Source organism: Pseudomonas sp. ICMP 10191, from assembly GCF_001467335.1.
Taxonomy (GTDB): domain Bacteria; phylum Pseudomonadota; class Gammaproteobacteria; order Pseudomonadales; family Pseudomonadaceae; genus Aquipseudomonas; species Aquipseudomonas cerasi.
In genome coordinates this window covers 18291-41308 of record NZ_LKGW01000103.1, presented here as the reverse complement: position 1 = coordinate 41308, position 23018 = coordinate 18291, and the positions used below count along the sequence as shown (strand labels likewise).

Sequence of the window (23018 nt, the reverse complement as noted above, 5' to 3'; positions counted from 1 at the left end):
GCGGATGAAAACGAGACTGGAATAATCCAGCCAAAAGATAAACCTTAGACGGCACACATGTCGCCCAGTTGCACCCGGAATTAAATAGCGACATTCCTGTTCAGCTGTGGTCTGTTAGGCAGCAAAGGCGAGGAGCATTGTTCCACATGGATTATCACGACCCGTACTTTTTCGGTTATGTCCTGGGTTTCATTCATTTACTCGGTACAGGCGCCGCCATCCATGCGTTGCTGACTGTGCGCACCTCCCAAGGCGCGATTGCCTGGGCGATGCCGCTGCTGTTCATTCCCTATTTCACCCTGCTGCCTTACCTGGTGTTCGGCCGAAGCTCATTCGACGCGTACATCAAGGCGCGTCGCCAGGCCAACCAGGAAATGCGGATCGCGATCGGCAGCCTCAACTGGCGGCCGTGGATGGAAGAAGCCGTGGCTGCGCGTCGGTCAGATGCCTATGCGGCGCTGCGTGCAATGCCCAAGCTGGGCAACATGCCGGCGCTGGCCAACAACAAGGTCAAGTTGCTGATCAATGGCGAGGAAACCTTCGGAGCCATTTTTCAGGCTATCCGAGAAGCGAAGAAGACCATCCTGATTCAGTTCTTCATCATTCATGACGACAAACTCGGGCGCGAGCTGCAAGCGCTGCTGCTGGAGAAAGCGGCCGAAGGTGTGGCGATCTTTGTACTGTACGACCGCATCGGCAGCCACGCCTTGCCAGGCAGTTATATCGATAAGCTACGCGACGGTGGCGTGCAGATAAAAGCCTTCGCCACACGTGGCGGCTGGCTCAATCGCTTTCAGATCAACTTCCGCAACCACCGCAAGATCGTCGTTGTCGATGGCCTGAAAGGTTATATGGGCGGTCACAATGTGGGTGATGAGTACATGGGCCTGAAGCCGCCGCTGGCTCCATGGCGCGACACCCATGTGCAAGTCATCGGCCCGGTGGTCGCCTGCTTGCAGGAGTCGTTCGCCGAAGACTGGTTCTGGGCCACCCGCGAACTGCCTCCGTTAAGCCTGCCTGATGAGTTTCCCGAAGACGGTGTGCTTTGCCAACTGTTGACCAGCGGCCCGGCTGACGCGCAGGAAACCTGCTCGCTGTTCTTCGTTGAAGCCATCCACGCAGCCGAAGAGCGCGTGTGGATCACCAGCCCCTACTTCATCCCTGACGAAGCCGTGACCGCTGCGCTGACCCTGGCAGTGTTGCGCGGCGTGGACGTGCGCCTGCTGCTGCCGTCGCGCCCCGACCATTACGTGGTCTACGCCGCTTCAAGTCTGTACGCCTTCGACGCCGTACGTGCCGGGGTCCGAGTGTTCCGCTACGAGCCGGGCTTCCTGCATCAGAAGGTCGTCCTGGTCGACAACGAGATCACCGCCATCGGCAGCGCGAACCTCGACAACCGCTCGTTCCGCCTCAACTTCGAATTGATGCTGCTCACGGTCGACAGCGACTTCTCCAGCCAAGTGGAATCCATGCTCACCGCCGACTTCAACCTCGCCCGTGAAATCTCCGTGCAGGAAAGCCACGAAACGCGGCGTCTGCATCAACTGGGTATGCGCGTGGCGCGGCTGATTTCACCGATTCTGTGAGACCTCTGTGCACTACGCTGCCTGTCTTGAAGAGACGAGCGGGACTTCACCCATAAATATCCTCGCGCGTCAGTGGCAATCCGGTGTTGCCGTCGGCGAAGGGTTTCACGGCGAGTATCTGGTGCAGGTTGATCCAGCCCTTGGTGAATCCATAGGCGCAGCCTGCGAGGTATAGCCGCCAGATCCGCAGGGTCTGTTCGGGTACGATTCGCGCGGCTTCGTCGAGCCGGGATTCCAGTCGTGCGCTCCAGTGCTCCAGGGTTTTCGCGTAGTGCGGGCGCAGGCTTTCCACGTCGACCACTTCAAGCCCGGCTTCACTGATATGGGCGCTGATCATGGCCATGTGCGGCAGCTCGCCATTGGGGAAAACATAGCGGTCAATGAACTCCCCGGCACCACGCCCCACAGGACGACCGTCGGTGTGCCGCGCGGTGATGCCGTGATTCATCACCAAGCCGCCCTCCTTCACCGCGCCGAACAGGCGTTGCGCGTACAACGGCAGGTTGGCGTGCCCGACGTGCTCGAACATGCCGACACTGACCACTTTGTCGAAGCGCGCATCCTGCGGCAGGTCGCGGTAGTCGAGCAATTGCAGGTCGACCTTGTCCTGCAGACCTTCGGCTTGCACGCGTTCGCGGGCCAGTGCCAATTGTTGCTGGCTCAACGTGATGCCAAAGACCTTCACGCCGTATTCGCGAGCCGCAAAACGCGCCAGCCCGCCCCAGCCGCAGCCGACGTCCAACAGGTATTCACCGCGCTTTAGCCTCAACTTGCGGCACAGGTGGTGGAATTTATCCTGCTGCGCCTGCTCCAGCGATTCGTCCCCGGTCTTGAAATACGCGCAGGAGTAGACCATCTCCCTGTCGAGCCAGAGCTGGTAGAAGTCGTTGGAGACATCGTAGTGATAGGCAATCGAGGCCGCGTCAGTGTCCTTGTCATGCTCGACCCGGATCGGATTGCCAGCGCTGTCGTCATCGTCCACCAGCGCGTGGGTCAGTTCATCGCAGACCCGGACCACTTCGCTGATGGAGCCCTCCAGTTCCAGCCGCCCCTCCACAAACGCGCTGCCGAGCAGGCCCAGACTGGGATGACTGAAGTCGGAGACCAGCTGCGGGTCCTTGACGACTATCGTGACGCTGGGCGCAGGCCCGAGGTCCATCTGATGACCGTCCCAGAGCCGGAGCCGCAACGGCAGATGAAGGTTCTGCAAGGTCGTTGGAAGTTGTGTAAGCATTTCAAAATCACCCCCTTATCCAGAAACTCAAAAAAGAGTAATCCAGCAAAGGCCCCGCAAAAGGGCCCGAAAAGGCATTGGCGACGGCAAAACTGCTATGAATCAACTGCGGGGGAACAGCCCTGTGCCCTCTGATTCGAGCCGAGAGTCAGCCTGAATTTGGATCACACAATGAAACACAGCGCTTAATCTGTAACAGAATTAGTCAAAGCTCAAGCCGTTTGACGCACTGATCATCAGTGCAGACGTGAGACCTGATGTTGCACACTCACGTCTTCGAGCTTGAGCAATGGCTCCTGAAAGCGCAGCAAACGTCCGGCGTTGCCCAATACCAACAGGGTGCTTAGATTGTGCAGGATAGCTGCGACCATCGCGCCCGCAGCGCCAAGCAGACCAAAGGCGGCCAGAGCCACGATGGCCAGCGTCCAGCCCAGCCCAATGATGACGTTGACCTGCAAGGTGTGACGGCACTGGCGACTGAGTCGCACACAGGTGCCCAGGCGGCGCAGATCGCTGCCGATCAGCACGATGTCGGCGGATGCCAGCGCGATATCCGCCCCACCCGCGCCCATCGCCACGCCGACCACGCCCGCCTTCAGGGCCAGCGAATCGTTGACCCCGTCGCCGACCACCATTGGCCGGAAACCACTGGAGATCTCGCCCATGACGCGGTTGAGTTTGTCTTCAGGCAGCGCCTGCGCCTGAACGTCAGTGATGCCGATATCGTGCGCCAGATTGTCGGCCACGCTCTGCCGGTCACCGGTCAACAGCAATTGTCGGCCCAGGCCCAGGCCGCGTAATTCAAGCAGCGCCGCCTGAGCTTCGGGTTTGACACTGTCGGCCAGCAGCAGCCAGGCCAGAAAAACTCCGTCCAGCGACAGACCGGCCAGCGGGCCATCATGTGCAGGGACAGCAGGCGTGACGATGCCCATCTGTGCGAACAACTCCGGGCGGCCCAGTGCTGCATCGCCCTGCCCGGTCGAGGCCACCACACCCAGGCCCTGGCGCTCACGGGTGTCGGTCAGCGGCAGCAGTCGGGCATTATCCACCAGCCCGGCCAAGGCCCGACTCACCGGGTGACTGCTGGCAGACCCGAGGCTCGCAGCCAGCTCCAGCAATTGTGGATGCTGCGAACCGTCAGCCTGCACGGACTGCAGACGCAGACGGCCGTAGGTCAGGGTGCCGGTCTTGTCCACAACCAGTGAGTTGAGGTCAGCCAGTTCTTCAAGAAACGCCGAACTGCGGATCAGAATCCCGTGCCGCGCCGCGACCGCAATACCTGCGATGGCGGTGGCCGGGGCCGAAAGCACCAGCGCACAGGGACAGGCTGCGACCAGCACTGCCAGCATCGCCTGGGCATCCTGAGTGATAAACCAGGTGAGCGCCGCGATCAGCAAGACCAGCACCATGTAACTGCCTGCGTAGCGCTCCAGCAGACGCGTGATAGGCGGCTTGGAACGCTCTGCGCTCTGCATCAGCGCGATGACCTTGCCCAGAGTCGACTGATCGCCGATGCGGGTCACTTCGATGCGCAGCAGGCCGTCGAGGTTGATGGCGCCACCGAACACCTCGACCCCGACACTGGCTTCCAGCGGGACCGATTCGCCAGTGATCGACGACGTATCCAGACTGGCTTGCCCGGACAGCACCCGACCGTCCGCCGGAACGCGGTCGCCCGCCCGCACTTCCACCTGATCGCCGGCTTTCAGCGTCGCGTTGTCTACCTCGCGCACGCTGCCGTCGGCGCCCAGCAAACGCGCCTGGCTGCGGGTCAGGCGCCCCAGCGCCTCAATGGCCTCCTGCGAGCCGATCACACTGCGCTCTTCCAACACATGACCGAAGATCATGATGATCGGCAGCAACGCGGCGGTCATCAGGTCACCGGTGGCCCAGGCACCGAGCATCGCCAGTGCGATCAACTGATCGGTGATGCCGTGCAGGCTCGGATGCCGCAGGCTGTGCCAGCCGGCGCTGATCACCGGTATCGCCACCAGCAGTGACGCAGCGCCCAACAGCAATTGGCTGACACCTGCCTGCTCCGGGGCGAAAAACCGCCAGACCAGTCCCAATCCCAGCAAGCCCAAGGCCAGCATCGCGAGGGTCAGTTGCCGGGCGGCACTGCGCTGTTCTGCGCTGCTCAGCAGACTGCCAGGCGCTTGCGGTTGACCAGCGTCGTGGGTGTGAACGGCTTCGCCACTCATTGTGGTGCTCCCTGAATGATCAGGCGGGAATCGTCTTTGGGATCGACCGTGGTCACCGAACCCGCCTGATGCAGAATGACCGGTACGCGTTCACGGTAGAGACGTTGCATCAGGCCGGGGTCGCTGCGGGTTTCGGCTGATTGGGTGAGGCTGACAACCGTTGCGGTAGCCGACTGCGCCTTGGCCAGACGCTCGGACGCCTGTGCATGCGCCACTTGCAGGGTTCGGTCGGCCTGTTGATTGGCGGTCTGGGTCAGCTTTTCGGCCTCCGTGCGCGCGTTGGCCACGGCCTGATCGGCCTGCTGACTGGCCGTCAGCACAGCATTGAACGCGTTGACTGCAGAGGTCGGCAAGCTCGACTGCACATCCACCCGAGCGACCTCGACACCGATGCCCATGCCGGTCGCCTTGAGCTCGGCCAGACGCTGATTGATGCCGCGCACCAGATCGCCACGCAGCCGCTCACGGCGCTCGGCGGCCTGGCTGTCAGCACCGATCAGCTCGGGACGGGCAACCAGAATGGTGTCCAGATCCCGCGCCGCCGTCAGCACCACAGCGCTGCGATTGACCAGCCGGTCCAGCGCGGGCAATACATGCTCGCCCTGCAACACGAAGGCAGTGGGGTCAGTCACTTTGTAAAACACCGTGACGTCCAGTTGCACCACACCGGCATCGCCAGTCAGCAGAAAACCGGAGCCTGCCAGTGCATCGCTCATGGGTGCCGACAGGGTCGCGACTTCATCGGCTTTCAACGCGGCAGGCGAACGCAGCAGGGTTTCCACGCGCCGCTCTATCACCCGATCAGCCGAAGGCAGCAGCACCACCTGTTCGAACGGCTGCGGCCAGGCTATCAGCAGCCCTGCGTTCTGAACCCGCTCGATCGCGCCGAAGTGCATGACCACCGCGCGGTTCTGTGGATCGATCTGGCGTATGTTGGACGTCGCCCAGGCAAGCGCGGCGAGCAATGTCACGCCATACAGCCCCAGAAACGCCAGACGGCTCGCCTGCAACCAAGGGCTGTTTACCGGCGGGCGCTGCGCCACGGCTTCGTCGACCGGCTGGCTCATGGCTGCGTTCCGCTCTTGCCATCCAGCGTCGGCGGGCCGTCCACCAGCACGCGGAACGGCGCCGCGTCGGTGCGCAGTATCAGGCGGGTGCCGGGCGTCACGATAGTGCCCAGCGTATCCAGCGAGCGCAGCAGGTTGTAGAGCTGCGGCGAGCCCGCATAGGCACGGCCATAGATCTGCGCGGCTTCAACCCGCGACTGTGCTTCGATATCAGCCGCCTTGACCGTGGCGTCGGCTTCGACAATCCGTGCATCGCGCTCGGCGGCCGAACGAATCTGCGCCGCCTCACGCTTGCCCACGGCGGTTCGCTCGGTGGCGATGGTCTCGCGCTCGGCGCGCATGCGGTCCACGGTAGCGTTGAGCGTTACCGAAGGCAGGGTCAGTCGTTCCACGCCGACCTGCAGGACACGCACCCCGTAAGTCGCCAGCAGTTGCTGATCAATCTGCTGGCGTAGCTGATTTTCGAAGGCAGTGATATTCACCTTGCTGGCGTCGGTATTCACCAGGCTGGAAAGGTCGAAACTGCTCGCGGTGGTTTCCAGCGCCGAGCCAACAAAGGTACGGATCTGCCGCGCCGCCTCGTCGGGCTGGTTCTGTACCGCGCGCATGAAGCGCTGCACGTTGTCGGCGTCGCCCTGCACCTGCCACGCCACGTAGGCCTGAACGATGATGCGCAAGCCATCGCGGGTACCGACGTCCTGCAGACCGCTGGAAGTGGTTCGCAGGCGCAGATCCACCGGGATGGTCGCCTCGAACGGTGCCGGCCAGCGCCAGTTGAGGCCCGGCTCCAGCAGGACGCGGGACGGGTTGCCGAAGCGTGTGACGACGGTCGCCTCGCCCGAACGCACCTGCACCAGGCTCGCTGCTGCAATCGCAAACGCGATCAGCACCGCAGCCAGGCTTGCCCGCCGCCAGGGAAACGCTGCCGGGCCGCTCGCGCCATGATGATGGTGGTGATGACCATGGCCGCCATGGCCGTGACTGTCATGGCTATCGTGGTCGGCGTGATCGTGATGATGATGGAACAGACTCAAGGGACGACTCCTTACTGAACGGCTTTACGCGGCGCCGTTGGGTCTGCCGGTGGGGTGAAGGTACGCAGGTCGATGGTCGGCGCACTGTCGCCGCCCAGACGGTGGTCGAGTATCAGCAACTTCGCATTGCCCAGGCCCTCGGTCAGTTGGGCCAGGTATTGCTCCAGCAAAAATGCCTGACCTGCCTTGGCATAGGCCTGACGTTCGGCACTGAAGCGCAGGTCTGCACCCTGTGCGCCGGCCAGAATCTCGCGGGCGACGGCATTGGCCTGATCACGCGCCACGCTGGCATTGAGCTGCGCCTGATTGGCCCTGTCGCTGGCCGCGCCGCGTTCGCGAGAGATCAGCGCCTGTGCACCAATCTGCGCAGCCTGCACAGCATGATAGGCGTTGGCCGCACCGGCAGGCGGGTGGATGGCTTCAACCACCGTAGCGAGCAATTCGACGCCGCTGTCCAGCCGCTGCAAGTCGGCCTGCACGGCCTTGCCGATGTCATCGGCCAGCTCGCTGCGCTGTTCGCCGAGCAGTTCATCCAGCGTGCGCGAAGCAAAGTCATGCACCAGCACCCGGCTGGCCGTGCTGCGAATCAGGGCTGGGATGTCAGCGCTGTTATAGGTCGACGCCATGGCTGCGGCATCTGTCAGGCCGATACGGTAGACGAACCGCACGTCCATATTGACGATCTGAAAGCTCTGCTTGTCGCCTGCACTGCTGGCAATGACCTGGGATTTTTCGTTGATATGGCTGGCATCCCACAGACGGTTGGCGCTACCCGGTGGCGGGCCTTCGGCCGGGTCCAGCGTTTGCTCGGCCGTGTCGGCAGCAGAAACGCTGGTCGCCAGTTCATGAACCACGCCGTTTTCAACGGCCAGCACACGCCCGAACGGCCAGGGCAAACCCACGTGCAGACCGGGCCCGAACACGTCGACCGGCTTGCCGAAGCGTTCATAAATGCCCCGCCCCTGCATGGGAATTTCATGCACGCCGCTCAGCACCCAGCCCAGCGCTGCGACCACCGTCAGTACCGGCAAAAAGGCGCGACGCATGTAGGTAAAGGCCCAGATCTGGCGCAGATCGATGCCAAAGCGGTTGTGCAGTTCGTGCTGCAAGGCGAGCAGCGGACGCGGCGGCCAGCGCAACAGGTCGGCGATGAAACTGGCGGCCAGCAGGCGCGGTTCGCTGCGTGGGTTGCGCGGGCTGAACACCGACAGCACAGCGCGCAGCAGAAACTCCAGCGCCACGCCAAACGGCAGCAGGCCGATCAATACCGCCAGCCGCGCAGGCCAGACACGTTCTGCACTGGAGAAAAACAGGCACAGCGCGCCGACCAGCAGGACGATCAGCGTCATGCGCACCAGTTGCGCCAGCGCACCGGCCTCCGGCGACTGACTGTCGGACTCGCTGCTCAGTTGTCGCTCGATGACCAGCAGCCCGAATGCCAACAACAGCATGACGCTGCCGGCCAGGCTACCGGCCGTGGAGAGGTCGACGCCGGACAGCGCCAGGTTCCAGAAGGCACGAACGACGATCAACGCCAGCACCGCCCAACCGGCAAGCCACAGGGTCGAGCTGCCCACGTGCCTGACCAGCGATTTGCCGGAGTCACTCAGCCGTTCAAGCAGGCGCTCGTACCAGCCGCTCTCGTCGTCAGCAGACAGGTTTTCGTCGAGGGTGTCTGCGTCCGGCGAACGCAGCGCGCGAGCCCGCCACAGCGCGACATGCCGCGCCGACTGCAAGCCCGCCGTGAGCAGAAACAACGCCGCCGAGGCGTTGCACAACACGGCCATCCACAAAGAGCCGGGGGAAAACAGATCGATGGACAACGCCAGCAGCAGCCCGAACGCCCCTGCTCCACCGGTCACATACATCAATCGTCCCAGACGCCTAACCTGTTGCACCGCCATTTGAAAACGTGGCAGGCCTTCAAGGCCTTCGTGCTCATCCAAATCAACCCGCATCACTACCCCGGCACCCGCTGATTTATCGCCCTTTGGAGAGCCCTGCATTGGCATCTGAATGCCAGTGAATCATAGCGTTACGATATAACACGCGGAATGAAACTTTCGTCAGGACTATTAGCTGAACGGATGTGAGATAGCGGTGCTGCCCAGCGGGCGAATCGACCTGAAGTCAGGCAGAGAGCGAGCCCGCGCGCCAGCAAAATGATTGCTGAATATTGCCTGGCGAAAAAAGTTTTCGTGCGGGTCGAAGACGTCGAGTTGATCAGCGTTTCTTGCCCCGATCGTCTGGAAGCCTTGCGCCAAGCGGCGATGCGCTTAATCGATTAGTCTGCAGCGACACAAAAATCAGCGTTATAGCCGTCAACACGCCGGATTCATTAGCCATGATCGGCGTTTTTTTTTGGCCGATTTCCGAACCGTATCTCGTCTTTGTTATCTGTTGTGGGTAGTTTGCGTTCGGCAAGGAGTCGTTGGCGCGCCATTTTTTGTGCAGGACGCACAGAATTACTCAGAGGCTTCACCTTTATGAATCGCAGAAATCTCCTGAAAGCGTCCATGGCGTTAGCCGCCTACGGCAGCGTATCGGCCTCAGGGCTTTTTGCTGCGCGGGCACTGGCCGCCGCAGCCGATGGCGAGATCGAACACTTCGATTTTGCTGAGTTGCAGGCGCATGCCAAGAAGCTTGCGAGCAAAGGGTATGTGAGCAACAAGCAGGTGCTGCCACCGGTACTTGCGAACATGACGCCGCAGCAATTCAATGCCATCCGCTACGACCCGAATCACTCGCTGTGGAAAGACGTCCACGGCCAGCTCGACGTGCATTTCTTCCACGTCGGCATGGGCTTCAAGACGCCCGTGCGCATGTACAGCGTCGATCCGCAGAGCAAGCAGGCGCGCGAAGTGCATTTCCGCCACGACCTGTTCAACTACGAGAACAGTGGCATCGACAAGAACCTGGTCAAGGGCGACTTGGGCTTTGCCGGTTTCAAACTGTTCAAGGCGCCTGAAATCGCCATCAATGACGTCGTTTCGTTCCTCGGCGCCAGCTACTTCCGCGCCGTGGACAGCAACAAGCAATACGGCCTCTCGGCCCGCGGCCTGGCCATCGACAGTTACGCCAAACGTCAGGAAGAATTCCCGGACTTCACCAAGTTCTGGTTTGAAACGCCGGACAAGAACGCGACACGCTTCGTGGTTTACGCACTGCTCGACTCGCCGAGCGCGACCGGCGCCTATCGCTTCGACATCGACTGTCAGGCCGGCCAGGTGGTCATGGAAATCGACGCGCACGTCAATGCGCGTACCGACATCCAGCAGCTGGGCATTTCGCCTATGACCAGCATGTTCAGCTGCGGCACTCACGAACGCCGCATGTGCGACACCATCCACCCGCAAATCCACGACTCGGATCGCCTGTCGATGTGGCGTGGCAACGGTGAGTGGATCTGCCGTCCGCTGAACAACCCGGCCAAACCGCAGTTCAGCGCGTTCTCCGACACCGATCCGAAAGGCTTCGGGCTGGTACAGAGCGATCACGAATTCTCCAGCTATCAGGACACCGTTGTCTGGTACAGCCGTCGTCCGAGCCTGTGGGTCGAGCCGATCACGGCGTGGGGCGAAGGCGAGGTCAGCCTGCTGGAACTGCCGACCACGGGCGAAACGATGGACAACATCGTGGTGTTCTGGACACCGAAGACGCCGGTCAAGGCCGGGGATTCGATGAACTACGGCTACAAGCTGTTCTGGAGCCCGCTGCCGCCGGTAAGCACGCCGCTGGCACAGGTCCACGCGACACGTTCAGGCATGGGCGGCTTCCTCGAAGGCTGGGCACCGGGCGAGCATTACCCGAAAACCTGGGCACGCCGCTTCGCGGTGGACTTCAACGGCGGCGGTCTGGATCGCTTGCCGGAAGGCACTGGAATCGAGCCCATCGTCACGGTCACTCATGGCAAGGTGCAGGACTTCAACATCCTCGTGTTGCCGGACATCAAGGGCTACCGCGTCACCTTCGACTGGGTACCGGACAGCGACTCGGTCGAGCCGGTTGAAATGCGCATGTTCATCCGCACTGGCGACCGTACGCTGAGCGAGACCTGGCTCTATCAGTACTTCCCGCCTGCACCGGACAGACGTAAATACCCGTAATCCGCAGATGGGTGACGCAGAGCGTCACGAAAGGCATTCCCACGCTGGAGCGTGAGGAACGATAAATGTCTGGGCTGGAGCGTGAGGAACGATAGGTGTCTGCAGGATCGCGTCCGCAAGAACACCATCGTGCCCATGCTCCAGCGTGGGCACGCCGTTCTGGACGCTCCGCGTCCTGTCCTGGGTACTAAGTGCAGCGCATAACCATTAATCCTGACTAATTAATTGACAGTTGCCCCAACTGCGACTGATATACCTGTTGTCATGCCGTTGCGAGCGTCCGCTCCAGACCCCCATCTCCCAAAGCTTCCCTGTGTCGACACGTCCCCGTGATCGTCGGGCGGTAGCTTTGTCCGCGCAATTCCCCTGACGTATTTCACAAGGCAGCCAGCATGGCGTTGAATACTGCGAACGGCGTCGACGCCAGGTCGTCGTTGATGTCCTTTGACAAGTCCACGGTGGTGGTGTGGGTCGCCATCAGCCTGATTCTGGTCGAGACCTTTTCCGGAGCCTTGCGCTTCTACTTCGACCAGGCAGGCATAAGCCCCCTGCTCTATCTGCCCAAGGCCGCCTGCATCCTGCTATTTACGCTCGAACTGCGCACATTCAGAGCCGGGCGGTTGTTCTGGACGTTCACGATCCTGTGGCTGATTTCCGCGCTGCTGGCCATGCTGCATCGCGCCAGCGTGCACAACCTGGCGTTCAGTCTGTTCGCGCTGAGCCCGCTGGTGTTCGGCCTGGTATGTGGCCGGCACCTGCTGTATCGCCGCAAGCTGTTGTACCGCGCCATTGCTTTCTGCCTGCTGGCCTCGCTGTTGGGGATTGCCCTGGACAAGCTCACCTCCGTGCCATGGAAGGGCTACAGCTACAGCGTCGGTGAAACCCAGTTGAGCGCCAATACCTCATGGAGCGCGGACGAGGTGGACCGCATTGCCGGTTTCGCCAGAGTGTCCAACGTGCTGTCGATCATGATCGCCTTCTACACGCTGTACCTGATCATGTTCCTGCGCTCGCGCCTGATGATGATGTTGCTGAGTGCGGTGGCGCTTTACGCCATCGTGCTGACCACCAGCAAAGCGCCAGCCGCGGCCTTCGCGCTGACCATCGTGCTGCTGTTATTGCGGCGGATGAGCTGGACCTGCAGGACGGTGTGCACCGTGGTGGTAGGCATCGGCCTGCTGTTGCCGGCACTGGGCCTGATTGTGAGCCCTGACGCTTACGCGGTCAGCAGCGGCGGCTCTCTGGCCTCGCTGTATGACCGGCTGATCAACACCTGGCCCGGCCTGATCAATGCGATGAGTCGCGAAGGCTGGATGATCAGCGGCGCAGGCTTCGGCATGGTCGGCAGCACGATGGGGTTGTTTCCGGTGGACGGTGCCGGGGTATTTCTCGGCATGGACAGCTCCGCCCTGTACCTCTGGGCAATGCTGGGCGTGCTCGGCCTGCTGCTGTATGCGCTGCAGATTCCGCTGTTGTTCCGCCTGATCGATGATCAGACCCGTGTTGGCCATATGCTCCTGGCGATCAGCTTTTGCTGGTGCCTGATCAGCTGGACCACCGACATGTTCGAGGTCGCTGTCGCCAACCTGTTCATCGGCCTGGCCATTGGTCATGTGATGGCCGGCAAAGAATCTTCTGCGGGCCATGCGCCCGGGCTGACGTCGGCTGCACGCTGATCAACCAGCACAATCACCACAACGCTGGCTGCCGATAAGCTTCGGCTGATCCCCGGCCCCTCCCCCTCACGATCAGCCAACGGATGGCTTTCTCAAATGGACTTCAGAAAAGACATCAATGGCCTGCGCGCCATCGCAGTGATCGCAGTGCTGCTCTTCCACTTCCACCCCGACTGGCTGCCTGGCGGCTTTGCCGGTGTCGACGTGTTTTTCGTGATCTCGGGGTATCTGATCACCGGCATCATCCTGCGCGGCTTAAGGAGCGGTAAATTCAGGCTGGCGGCGTTCTACACTTCACGGGCCAGGCGCATCGTCCCGGCCCTTGCTGTGCTGTGTTTTGCCTTGCTGTTGCTCGGCTGGTTCGCTCTGCTGCCGCTGGACTACAGCGCGCTGGGCACACATGTGGCGAGCAGCCTGGGGTTCGTTTCCAACTTCGTCTATTGGCGTGAGGCCGGGTATTTCACCGCCAGCGCCCATGAGAAGTGGCTGCTGCATACCTGGTCGCTGTCGGTGGAATGGCAGTTCTACCTGCTGTACCCGATTGCGCTGCTGATGCTCAGTCGCTTCGTCGCGCTGCACAACCTGCGCTGGTGGGTACTGGGCGCAAGCCTGACAGGCTTTGTGGTGTGCGTATCTGCCTCCTCGCAATGGCCGGAGGCAGCGTTTTACCTGCTGCCGACCCGCGCTTGGGAGTTGCTCGCAGGTGGCGTGGCCTGCCTGTTCCCGCTGCAATTGAAGGCCCTGCAGCAGCGCGTTCTGGAACACTTAGGACTGACGCTGATCGTGGCCGGCTTCTTTCTGCTGTCCGTGCAGGACACGTGGCCGGGTTATCTGGTGTTGATGCCGGTGCTGGGGGCGTTCGCGGTGATCGTCGCCGCACGCAACGACTCGCTGCTGATCTGTAACCCGCTCGCCCAATGGGCCGGCACACGCTCGTACTCGTTGTACCTGTGGCACTGGCCGGTGGTGGTGTGGATGAATGACGCCGGGTTACTGGGCGAGATCCGCGCAGTGCTGGTGGGCATCGGCGTGGCCGTGATGCTGGGTCTGGTCTCATGGCGGCTGATCGAGCAGCCCGTCAGCAGGCCGTCGTCTGATCAGCGCAGCAGACGTGCCACGTTCGGCACGCTGATCGCTCTGCTGTTCGTCGGCGGAACGCTGGTGAGTGCAACCGGCGGCGTGATTTCTCCCCTGCGCCCGGTGAGTGTTTCGGACAAGGCGCGTTTCATTCAGGAGTACGCTGATCGCCAGCACAACCTGTACGAGCCCTACTGGCTGAAATGTGACGCCTTCTCCGCCCTGACCCAGCGCGGCCAATCAGGCATCGATGAAGCCTGCACCCGCAAACAAGGGGTGGGTGGCGTGTTCCTGTGGGGCGATTCTCATGCACAAGCGCTGTCGCTCGGCCTGCGTACCTTGCTGACACACAGCACGCCCTTCTATCAGGTCGCCTCGGCCAGTTGCCGTCCCGCTCTGAGGGACCAGCAAGGACGTACCTCTGCAACCAGCAGGGCCTGTGACTACTCCAACAGAACGGCCCTGCAGGGCATCGAAAGGCTGCGTCCGGACATCGTGGTCATCGCGCAAAAGGATGGGCACGACAAGACCGACTGGACGCAGATCGCGGTTCGGCTCAAGGGCCTTGGTGTGAAGCACATCGTGCTGATCGGCCCGGTTCCGCAGTGGAACCCGTCGTTGCCCAGCGTCATCGCCAACCGTCATTGGGGGCTGAGCGAATCGTACATCCGCGATCCGGCTCTGGATCAAAGTGTCATGCTGGTGGATCAGGCCACCCGCGCACTGGCCGCATCGGCAGGCATCCAGTTCGTGTCGCTGATCGACAAACTGTGCATCGCCGATGCCTGCCGGGTACGCCTGGAAGACAACCGCTCTCTGCTGCAGATCGACTCGGGGCACTTGAGCGCAGAAGGTTCGCTGTACGTCGTGCGCAACTACGTACTGCCGCAGTTGGTGAATTAGTCAGCCGCTGAGTACAAATGTCCTGTTTCTGGAGGCTGTAGCGGCCTCTTCGCGCCTACTCCTACCGCCGCCGGCCAGAATCAAAAGCGGACTTGTGTATAACGATGAGGGCTCGGCGTGGGCCGGTGATCAGTGCAGCTCTTTGAGGCGCTCGGCAAACTTGACGAGGTCAGCCAGGGAATCGGCTTCCATCTTGCGCATCACCGAGCCACGGCGGACCTTGACGGTGATTTCGCTCACGTTCAGCCGGGCTGCAATCTGTTTGTTGAGCAGGCCGCTGACCACCAGCTCCATCACCTGCTGCTCACCGGAATTGAGGCTGGCGTGGCGGCGCTGCAGTTCGGCTTCGACCGCGGCACTTTTGCGTCGACTGCGATCCTGCGCCAACCCCTGCTGAATGGCGTCGAGCAAGTCCTGATCGCGAAAAGGCTTGGTCAGAAACTCCACCGCACCGGCCTTCATGGCCCGCACGGACATGGGAATGTCGCCATGCCCGGTGATGAAAATGACCGGCAGGGAAATCCCCGACCTGGCCATATGCTCCTGGAAGTCCAGACCACTCATTCCAGGCATGCGAATGTCCAGAATCAGGCAGCCCGGCGCGTCAGGACGCGGCGTGTCCAGGAACTCGCGGGTCGAGCCGAACAGCATGCTGCGCAACCCGACCGAGGCCAGCAGATCCTCCAGCGAGGAGCGCACCGACAGGTCGTCATCAAGGACGTAGATGATCGGCTCTTCGGCCTGTGATGCGGCGGCAACTGTGCTCATCAGGTTTCCATCTTTCCGGTGGGCAGGGTGAAGTGAAACGTAGCACCGATTGCAGGGTTGGGGGTGACCCAGATGCGCCCGCCATGAGCTTCGATGATCGAACGACTGATCGCCAGACCAATCCCCATCCCTTCCTCCTTGGTGGTGTAGAAAGCATCGAACAACCGATGGATGTTTTCCGGTGGCACGCCGATACCGTTGTCGCTGACCGCAAATTCGATATCACCGCCGTCATGCCAGCCCACCAGAATCTCCAGTTGCGCCTGATCCGCCTCGAGCTTTTTCATCGCATCGACACCATTGAGCATCAGGTTCAGCAACACTTGCTGGATCTGCACCCGATCAGCCAGCAGCGGCGGCAGGCCCTCCGGAACGTCGACCAGCAGTGCGACGCCCTGCCCCTCTATCTCGCTGTGTGCCAGCGCCACGATCTCGGCGACGGTATCGGCCACGCTGATCCACTCCTTGTGAGTGGACGAACGCTTCGCCAGCGCGCGCACCCGGACGATGATGTCACCGGCGCGGTTCGCGTCACTGATCATGCGGTCGACGGCCTGCCGGGCCTTCTCCAGATTGACCGGCTCGGTGGCCAGCCAGCGCTGGCAGGCATTGCCGCTGGTGACAATAGCCGACAGCGGCTGATTGACCTCGTGAGCAATGGACGCCGTCAGTTCACCCAGTTGATTGACCCGTGCGATCCGCGCCAGCTGTGAGCGCGCTTCATGTACCGAGCGGATGGCCAGCGCCATGCGCAGCGCCAGCCAGGTGGTCATGGCGATGGCCGCCAGGCTGATGATGCAATTGATCAGCCCGGACGCCTCACTGCCTCTGGAGGTCGTCATCTCATAACTGATCACGGTCAGCACCATGCACAGCAACGCCATCGCGATAACGCCTGTGGACGGCAGGAACCTGACCGCCAGCAGCACCACAACAATCTGGAATACGCCCACGGCGATTTCCAGGTCGGTCAAGGTGTCGGCAACTGCAATGACCAGCGCCAGCATGAGCAACGCGATCAGCCGCACCGCCATAGCAGCCTTGCCGTAGGATTCCGGTTCACGCATGCGCATCATCCCGCTGGTTGCAAAAGGCCTGTTGAGTATGTCCTACAAACCTCAGGACGGGTTGTCCAGGCTGAACTGATCGGCCAGTTCGTCATAGGCGAACAACTCCGCGTAGCGCCCCCATTGAATCACTGCGTTGAGGGTCTGCATGGCATCGCTTTCAGACATGAAGTCTTCGAGTTGATCACGAAAGCGCCGTGCCGGTGCCGTGTGCGTGGGACGGTCATCCAGCACCCGACGGATATGCGCCACCAGCGGCACAAAGCTCAGCAGGTGCTGGGCGAACAGTTGCTTGCGCTCGTCGACATCCGCCAGCGCATAACGATTGGCGGCAGGCAGCAGGCGTATGTCGCCGCCCTTCAGTTCAGCGAAGCGCAATAGTTGCAGCACCTCGGCAATCGGGAACAGCTCGTCGGCGTTGTAGTGCAGCGCAGCGGCCAGCTCCGGCAGGTCGGCTTTGAGGCTGTAGGGCGGCGCGTGAATCGCCTCGATCAACCCTGCCAGTGCGTTGGTGGAAACCTGTGGCAACACCATTCCCAGCCCGGTGCCCGGAAACACGCCCTGACGAATCTCGCCGGCGTCGTTGTCCTGGGTCATCAGCACGTAGATCTCTTCCACCAGCGCCCGAAAGATCGGGTCCTGGCGGTTGCGCGGCTGGGGCAGATCGACCTTGATCTCGCTGATCACCCGGCCAGGATTGGAGGAGAACAGCAGGATGCGATCGCACATCAGCACGGCTTCGGCGATGTTATGCGTCACCATCAGGATCGACTTGATGGGCATGCGCCCCTCGCTCCACATGTCCAGCAAGTCAGTACGCAGGGTTTCGGCGGTGAGCACGTCGAGCGCGGAAAACGGTTCGTCCATCAACAGCACGTCAGGATCGATGACCAGCGCGCGCGCCATGCCGACCCGCTGACGCATGCCTCCGGACAGCTCTTTGGGGTAGGCGCTCTCGAAACCGTCCAGGCCGATCAGATCGATGGCCGCCAGTGCGCGCTTGCGGCGTACGGCGGCAGGCACACGTTGCGCTTCGAGGCCGACTTCGACGTTTTCCAGCACCGTCAGCCAGGGAAACAGCGCAAAGCTCTGGAACACCATGCCCACCGACATTGCCCGTCCTTGCACACGACGAGGGAAATTCACCTCACCTTCGGTAGGCACCACCAGCCCGGCGATGGAGCGCAACAGGGTCGACTTGCCCGAGCCGGACCGGCCCAGCAGGCCCACTATTTCGTTCTCGTTGAGCGTCAGGGTCACGTCATCCAGCACCAGGCGCTCTTTGCTGCCTTTGCCGTACACATGTCGGACTTTCTGAACATCTACCAGGCAACGCGTTTCGACAGCCATCATGATGGCGCCCTCCCCTTACACAAGATCAGACAAGACTCAGACGTCGCTCGGCGAACCCGTACAGCGGGCGCCACAGCAACCGGTTGAACGCAATCACGAAGACCGACATGACCACGATGCCCAGCGCAACGCGCGGAAAGTCACCTGCCTGGGTCGCATTGGCGATGTATGACCCCAGGCCTGCCGCTTCCAGATGCTGATCGCCCCAGGAAACCGCTTCGGCAACGATACTGGCGTTCCACGAACCACCCGACGCGGTCAGCGCACCGGTGATGTAGTAGGGAAACACGCCAGGCAGCGCGACACGCCGCCACCACTGCCAGCCGCGCATGTTGAACATGGTCGCCGCTTCGCGCAGGTCAGTCGGCAAGGCGCTGGCCCCGGCGATCACGTTGAACAGGATGTACCACTGGGTGCCGAGCACCATCAGCGGCGACAGCCAGATGTCCGGGTTCAGGTGCAGGCCGACAATCGCGATCACCGCAAAAGGAAACAGAACGTTGGCCGGGAACGCCGCCATGAACTGCGCGATTGGCTGCAAGCGTTCGGCCCAGACCGGACGCAAGCCGATCCAGATACCGACGGGCACCCAGATCAGGCTCGCAATGACGATCAGTACGATCACACGCACCATCGTCGCCAGGCCCAGACCAAAGGCAGTGACCATGTCGCTGACGCCCAGAGAGGCTTCGATGAACCTGAACAGGTACACGCTGCCAGCCAGGCAGGCGGCCATGACCAGCCCCAGCCACGCGTAGTCGAGCACGCGGACGACGCCTGGGGTGAGCTTCACTTTCCACAGCCGGGAGAACACGCGCCAGTCGATCAGCATCAGGCATTTCCAAGGCGCAGCCAGGATCGAACCCAGCATCGGTGCCACACGGGAGCGGCCCAGCACGCTGTACATCCACGAGCGCGGACGCTTCGACGATGCGGTTTGCTCGAAGCGGAATTTGTCCGCCCAGGCGACGATCGGCCTGAACAGCAATTGGTCATAGGCCAGAATCACCAGCGCCATTGCGCCCACTGCCCAGGCAATCGCCGCCAGGTTTTTCTGCTCGATGGCCAGCGCCAGCCAGGAACCGATGCCCGGCAGATTGACCGTGGTGTCGCCGACCGAAATGGCCTCGCAGGCGACCACGAAAAACCAGCCGCCGGACATCGACATCATCATGTTCCACACCAGCCCCGGTATGGCGAACGGCAGTTCCAGGCGAGTGAAGCGCAGTACCGCAGACAGCCCGAACTGACGGCTGACCTCGTTAAGGTCACTCGGTACGGTGCGCAGTGACTGATAGAAACTGAACGCGAGATTCCAGGCCTGGCTGGTGAAGATGGCAAAGATCGCTGCGCATTCGACGCCCATCTGCCGACCGGGAAACAGGCCCATGAAGAAGGTCACGGTGAACGTCAGAAAACCCAGCACCGGCACCGACTGAAGAATATCCAGCGCCGGGATGATCACTTGCTCGGCCTTGCGGCTTTTGGCGGCCAGCGTGGCGACGACAAAAGTGAAGATCAACGAAGCGGCCAGCGCGATGAACATACGCAGTGTGGTGCGCAATGCGTATTCGGGCAGGCGCGCCGGGTCGAGGCTCATGGGACTCGAATTCAGCACCGCGAGCGGCTGCATCATCTGGCCAAGGCCGTAGATGAACAGACCAATGAACAGGGTCAGGATGGCCAGGCAAATACCATCGGCCCAATAAGGCGTGCGTGCACCGGGTTTTACGAAACGGGGCGTCCGCAGGCTTTTACCGAATTCAGATATCGAATGCATTGCTCACCTCGAGCCGGCCGCGCAGGCGCAGACCCACCTGCTTTATAAACAAACAGGCAGTCAGCGATAACAGATAAAGGCCGTGAGTTAATAGTTGCCGGACAGTGAGGTAAAGCTTATAGCGTTTCGATCAACAGTAGAAACCTGCAAAAGTAGCTCATGTTTATCTGGAAGTATGAGTGAGGTATACCAACGTATAGTTATATAACTATCACCCCGTTATTCAGGCCAGTTAAGCGTCGCGCAAAAGAACATTATCGTGCCCATGCTCCGCGTGGGCATGACCGTCAGGTGGATCACACCCGGAAGTGGCTGACCATCATCTGCAGCTGGCCACCGAGGCGTGCCAGTTCGACGCTGGAGGCTGCGGTTTCTTCGCTGGCTTCGGCGGTCTGTTCGGATACATCGCGAACGTTGACGATGCTGCGGCTGATTTCGTCGGCCACCGAGCTTTGCTGTTCGGCGGCGGCAGCGATCTGCTGGTTCATCGCCTGGATGCTCGACACCGTACGGGTGATGCTTTCCAGCGACGTACCGGCCCTGCGCGTCAGTTCGACACTGCTGTCTGTCAGCGTGCGGCTGCCGAGCATGATGCCCGACACTTGGCGCGTGCCGTTTTGCAGCGCCGCCACCAGCCCTTCGATTTCTTCGGTGGACTGTTGGGTACGCTGCGCCAGGCCACGAACTTCGTCGGCCACCACGGCAAACCCCCGGCCGGCTTCCCCGGCACGTGCTGCTTCGATGGCGGCATTGAGGGCCAGCAGGTTGGTCTGTTCGGCGACCGCCTTGATCACATCCATGACCTTGCCGATCTTGTCACTTTCCTGCTCCAGCACGTTCATTGCGTCGGATGAGCGAACCACTTCAGCGGCCAGTCGCTCGATCTGCTGGATGGCCTCGCCCACGACCTTGTCGCCATCACGCGCCTGCTTGTCGGCATCGGAAGCCGCCACGGACGCCTGTTCGGCATTGCGTGCCACTTCGTGCACCGTCGCCGACATTTCATGCATGGCCGTGGCCACCTGGTCGGTCTCGACTTTCTGGCTGTTGACCCCTGCACTGGTCTGCTCGGTAACTGCCGACAGTTCTTCAGCCGCGCTGGCAATCTGGGTAACGCCGTCGCGAATACCGGAGATCAGTTCGCGCAGGGTTGTCCCCATGCGCTGGATGCCTTGCTGCAACACACCCAGTTCATCGCGTCGGGTGACCGCTTCGGTGTGTGTCAGGTCGCCGGATGCAATACGTTCGACGATGGCCAGCGTATCGCGCAATGGGCGAGTGATCTGACGCGTAATGACCACAGCGGCAAGAATGCCCAGCAACATGACCAACACCACACACCCTATCTGCAGGCTGCGCGCCTGAGCAGTGTCTTCCTTGCCCATCTGCATCTGCAGGCCATACAGCTCTTCGCCCAGTTTGACGATGGTCGCACCTTGAGTGGTCAGATCCTTGCGCACGCTCGCAGCTGTCTGAGTGGTTGCCTTGAAGGCATCGACCGAGCTGCGGTAATTGCGCAGAGCGCTTTCAAACTGTGCGATCTGTTCGCGATTGGCGGCACCAAAAGCAGCCTTGAGCCTGTCCAGACGACTGATCGCGCTATCCAGTTGCTGGAAGGCTGCTGCCTCGGTCTTGTCATTCGGGTTGCCGGTATAGCCGCGCACTTCATAACGCACGAGGATCAGGTCTTGCCGAGCGCTGTTCGCCAACTGGGCCAGATCGAAGCGTGCCGGATCAGAAGGATCGATCTGCATGACCGCCTTATTCAACGACTCGACAGCCTGCATGGCCGCTGTCCCATTGGCGGTCATCTCGTTGCGCACTTTGGCCCCGGCCTGGTACACGGCGCGCATGCTGTTCAGGGATGCTTCATAGTCGCGAGTGACATCGGCCAGTTCGCGCAGCGGCTTGAGGTTGACCGGATTGTTGAAGCTGACGAGCAGTGATTGCTGCTGCGCCTTGAACACATCCAGCTTGCCTTGCATGTTCTGTGCTGCGGTTTCATCGCCGTCAGTCAGCATGTATTGCAGACGCGCGATTCGCAGGTTGGTCAGGTTGTCACTCAGCTCGGTGATATCGCCGATTCTGTCGGTGCGATTGATGAGCTTGTCGAGGCTGGTCCAGCCAACGAGGGCGAGCACTGCCGTGAAGAAAAGAACGGTCCCAAAGCCCAATGCCAACTTCATGTTGACGCTGATATTCGCAAATCTGCTGTTCATAAAATCTCCTGAAAATGCTTTTTTGTGCGCAACGAAAGAGCTGAGATTTGTTTTTATAGACAGCAAACCCGCGCGCCAGAGCTATCGGCCGCAGAAGAGCAAAACTTGATCGGAAAAAGGCAATCCGCGCGAAAGCGCCGATTCGGGAGGGAAATCGGGGGCTGAACGGCCCCCGATTCAATCAGGCAGTCAGTTTGAAACGTGCCACAACATTGCGCATGTCGCTGGCGACGCGCGCCAGTTCATCGGCGGTAGCCGCGTTATTGTCGATCCCCAGCATCAACGTCCCGGAGCTGTTACGAATCTCCATGACATTGCGGTTGATGTCTTCGGAGACCGCATGCTGCTGCACCGCAGCACTGGCGATCTGCGTGTTCATCTCGACGATGCGCTCCACGCCCTGACTGATGCTCGACAGGCTGCCCGAAGCATCACTGGCGGCACTGATGCACGCATGAGCCTTCTGCTGGCCGGCCTGCATCTGTTGCACGGCAGCATCGGTCGCACCTTGCAGTTGCTGGATGATGCCGCGAATTTCTTCGGTCGACGCCTGAGTGCGCGAAGCCAGCGTGCGGACTTCGTCAGCCACCACGGCAAACCCGCGACCCTGCTCGCCTGCCCGCGCTGCTTCGATGGCGGCATTGAGGGCCAACAGGTTGGTCTGATCGGCAATGGTGCTGATGACCTGGATAACGCCACCAATCGACTGACTGTGCAGGGCCAGCGCCTGCACCTTCTGAGCACTGACTTCCACTTCTTCGGCCAGAGCCTGAATGGTCGAGTGTGCCTGGTGCATGATGCGCAGACCGTTACGTGACGCGGTGTTCGCTTCATCGGCGGCCAGTGCGGCACCTTCGGTGTTCTGCGCCACGTCGGCGACGCTGGCGGTCATCTCGTTGATCGCGGTCGCCACTTGCTCCGTTTCAGCCTGCTGCGCGTTCATCGAC

At 61.4% G+C, this 23018-nt stretch carries 15 protein-coding genes and 1 pseudogene; 4 read left to right on the top strand and 12 right to left on the bottom strand.

All coding sequences use genetic code 11. The annotated features are described in order from the left end of the window. The first annotated feature begins 146 nt into the window (after positions 1–146). Complete coding sequence (cls, locus tag AO388_RS10715) at positions 147–1586, top strand: cardiolipin synthase (RefSeq protein WP_054082260.1); 1440 nt, start codon at positions 147–149, stop codon at positions 1584–1586. 46 nt (positions 1587–1632) lie between these two features. Here cls and cfaB read toward each other — a convergent pair whose 3' ends face one another. The 5 genes from cfaB to hflK (AO388_RS10690) form a co-directional block, all read right to left on the bottom strand. Then, positions 1633–2820 (bottom strand): C17 cyclopropane fatty acid synthase CfaB, encoded by a 1188-nt coding sequence (gene cfaB, locus AO388_RS10710; protein ID WP_058398170.1) that lies wholly within the window; start codon positions 2818–2820, stop codon positions 1633–1635. A gap of 236 nt (positions 2821–3056) precedes the next feature. Beyond that, the gene (locus AO388_RS10705; protein WP_058416439.1) at positions 3057–5021 is read right to left on the bottom strand and encodes a heavy metal translocating P-type ATPase; all 1965 of its coding nucleotides are present in this window, start codon (positions 5019–5021) and stop codon (positions 3057–3059) included. After that, a complete protein-coding gene (gene hflK / locus AO388_RS10700) occupies positions 5018–6088 on the bottom strand; it encodes a protease modulator HflK (RefSeq protein ID WP_044310261.1) in 1071 nt (356 codons plus the stop codon). The genes AO388_RS10705 and hflK (AO388_RS10700) overlap by 4 nt, the downstream gene beginning before the upstream one ends. Beyond that, a complete protein-coding gene (hflC, locus tag AO388_RS10695) occupies positions 6085–7122 on the bottom strand; it encodes a protease modulator HflC (protein WP_003432786.1) in 1038 nt (345 codons plus the stop codon). Before hflC ends, hflK (AO388_RS10700) begins: the two co-directional genes overlap by 4 nt. Positions 7123–7133: 11 nt before the next feature. Further along, positions 7134–9080, bottom strand: a complete 1947-nt coding sequence (gene hflK, locus AO388_RS10690) for a protease modulator HflK (RefSeq protein WP_058416438.1) — start codon at positions 9078–9080, stop codon at positions 7134–7136. Positions 9081–9608: 528 nt separating this feature from the next. Here hflK (AO388_RS10690) and AO388_RS10685 point away from each other — a divergent pair. The 3 genes from AO388_RS10685 (at position 9609) to AO388_RS10675 (ending at position 14884) form a co-directional block, all read left to right on the top strand. Next, positions 9609–11228 carry a glucan biosynthesis protein D gene (locus AO388_RS10685; RefSeq protein WP_003432784.1) on the top strand — a complete coding sequence of 540 codons (1620 nt, stop codon included), beginning with the start codon at positions 9609–9611 and terminating at the stop codon, positions 11226–11228. A 392-nt stretch (positions 11229–11620) separates the two neighbouring features. Beyond that, the gene (locus AO388_RS10680) at positions 11621–12904 is read left to right on the top strand and encodes a hypothetical protein (protein ID WP_058416437.1); all 1284 of its coding nucleotides are present in this window, start codon (positions 11621–11623) and stop codon (positions 12902–12904) included. Between the two features lie 96 nt (positions 12905–13000). After that, a complete protein-coding gene (locus AO388_RS10675; RefSeq protein WP_058416436.1) occupies positions 13001–14884 on the top strand; it encodes an acyltransferase family protein in 1884 nt (627 codons plus the stop codon). A 129-nt stretch (positions 14885–15013) separates the two neighbouring features. Here the strand turns inward: AO388_RS10675 and AO388_RS10670 are convergent, their stop codons facing one another. The 7 genes and pseudogenes from AO388_RS10670 to AO388_RS30270 all read right to left on the bottom strand — a co-directional run bounded on the left by AO388_RS10670 (position 15014) and on the right by AO388_RS30270 (position 22963). Next, on the bottom strand, positions 15014–15652 hold the full coding sequence (locus AO388_RS10670; protein ID WP_058398177.1) for a response regulator transcription factor: 639 nt from the start codon (positions 15650–15652) through the stop codon (positions 15014–15016). Further along, positions 15652–16719 (bottom strand): sensor histidine kinase, encoded by a 1068-nt coding sequence (locus tag AO388_RS10665; protein WP_054082350.1) that lies wholly within the window; start codon positions 16717–16719, stop codon positions 15652–15654. The genes AO388_RS10670 and AO388_RS10665 overlap by 1 nt, the downstream gene beginning before the upstream one ends. 51 nt (positions 16720–16770) lie before the next feature. Beyond that, a complete protein-coding gene (locus tag AO388_RS10660; protein WP_176556722.1) occupies positions 16771–18075 on the bottom strand; it encodes an ABC transporter ATP-binding protein in 1305 nt (434 codons plus the stop codon). Positions 18076–18097: 22 nt separating this feature from the next. Then, a complete protein-coding gene (locus AO388_RS10655) occupies positions 18098–19852 on the bottom strand; it encodes an ABC transporter permease (protein ID WP_003367892.1) in 1755 nt (584 codons plus the stop codon). Between the two features lie 296 nt (positions 19853–20148). Beyond that, entirely contained in the window at positions 20149–20853 is a 705-nt protein-coding gene (locus AO388_RS30280) for a methyl-accepting chemotaxis protein (RefSeq protein ID WP_371857167.1), read from the bottom strand. A gap of 198 nt (positions 20854–21051) precedes the next feature. Continuing rightward, positions 21052–22038, bottom strand: a pseudogene (locus AO388_RS30275) (methyl-accepting chemotaxis protein); the annotation flags it as partial. Positions 22039–22252: 214 nt separating this feature from the next. Next, entirely contained in the window at positions 22253–22963 is a 711-nt protein-coding gene (locus tag AO388_RS30270) for a methyl-accepting chemotaxis protein (RefSeq protein ID WP_374271035.1), read from the bottom strand. Positions 22964–23018 lie beyond the last annotated feature (55 nt).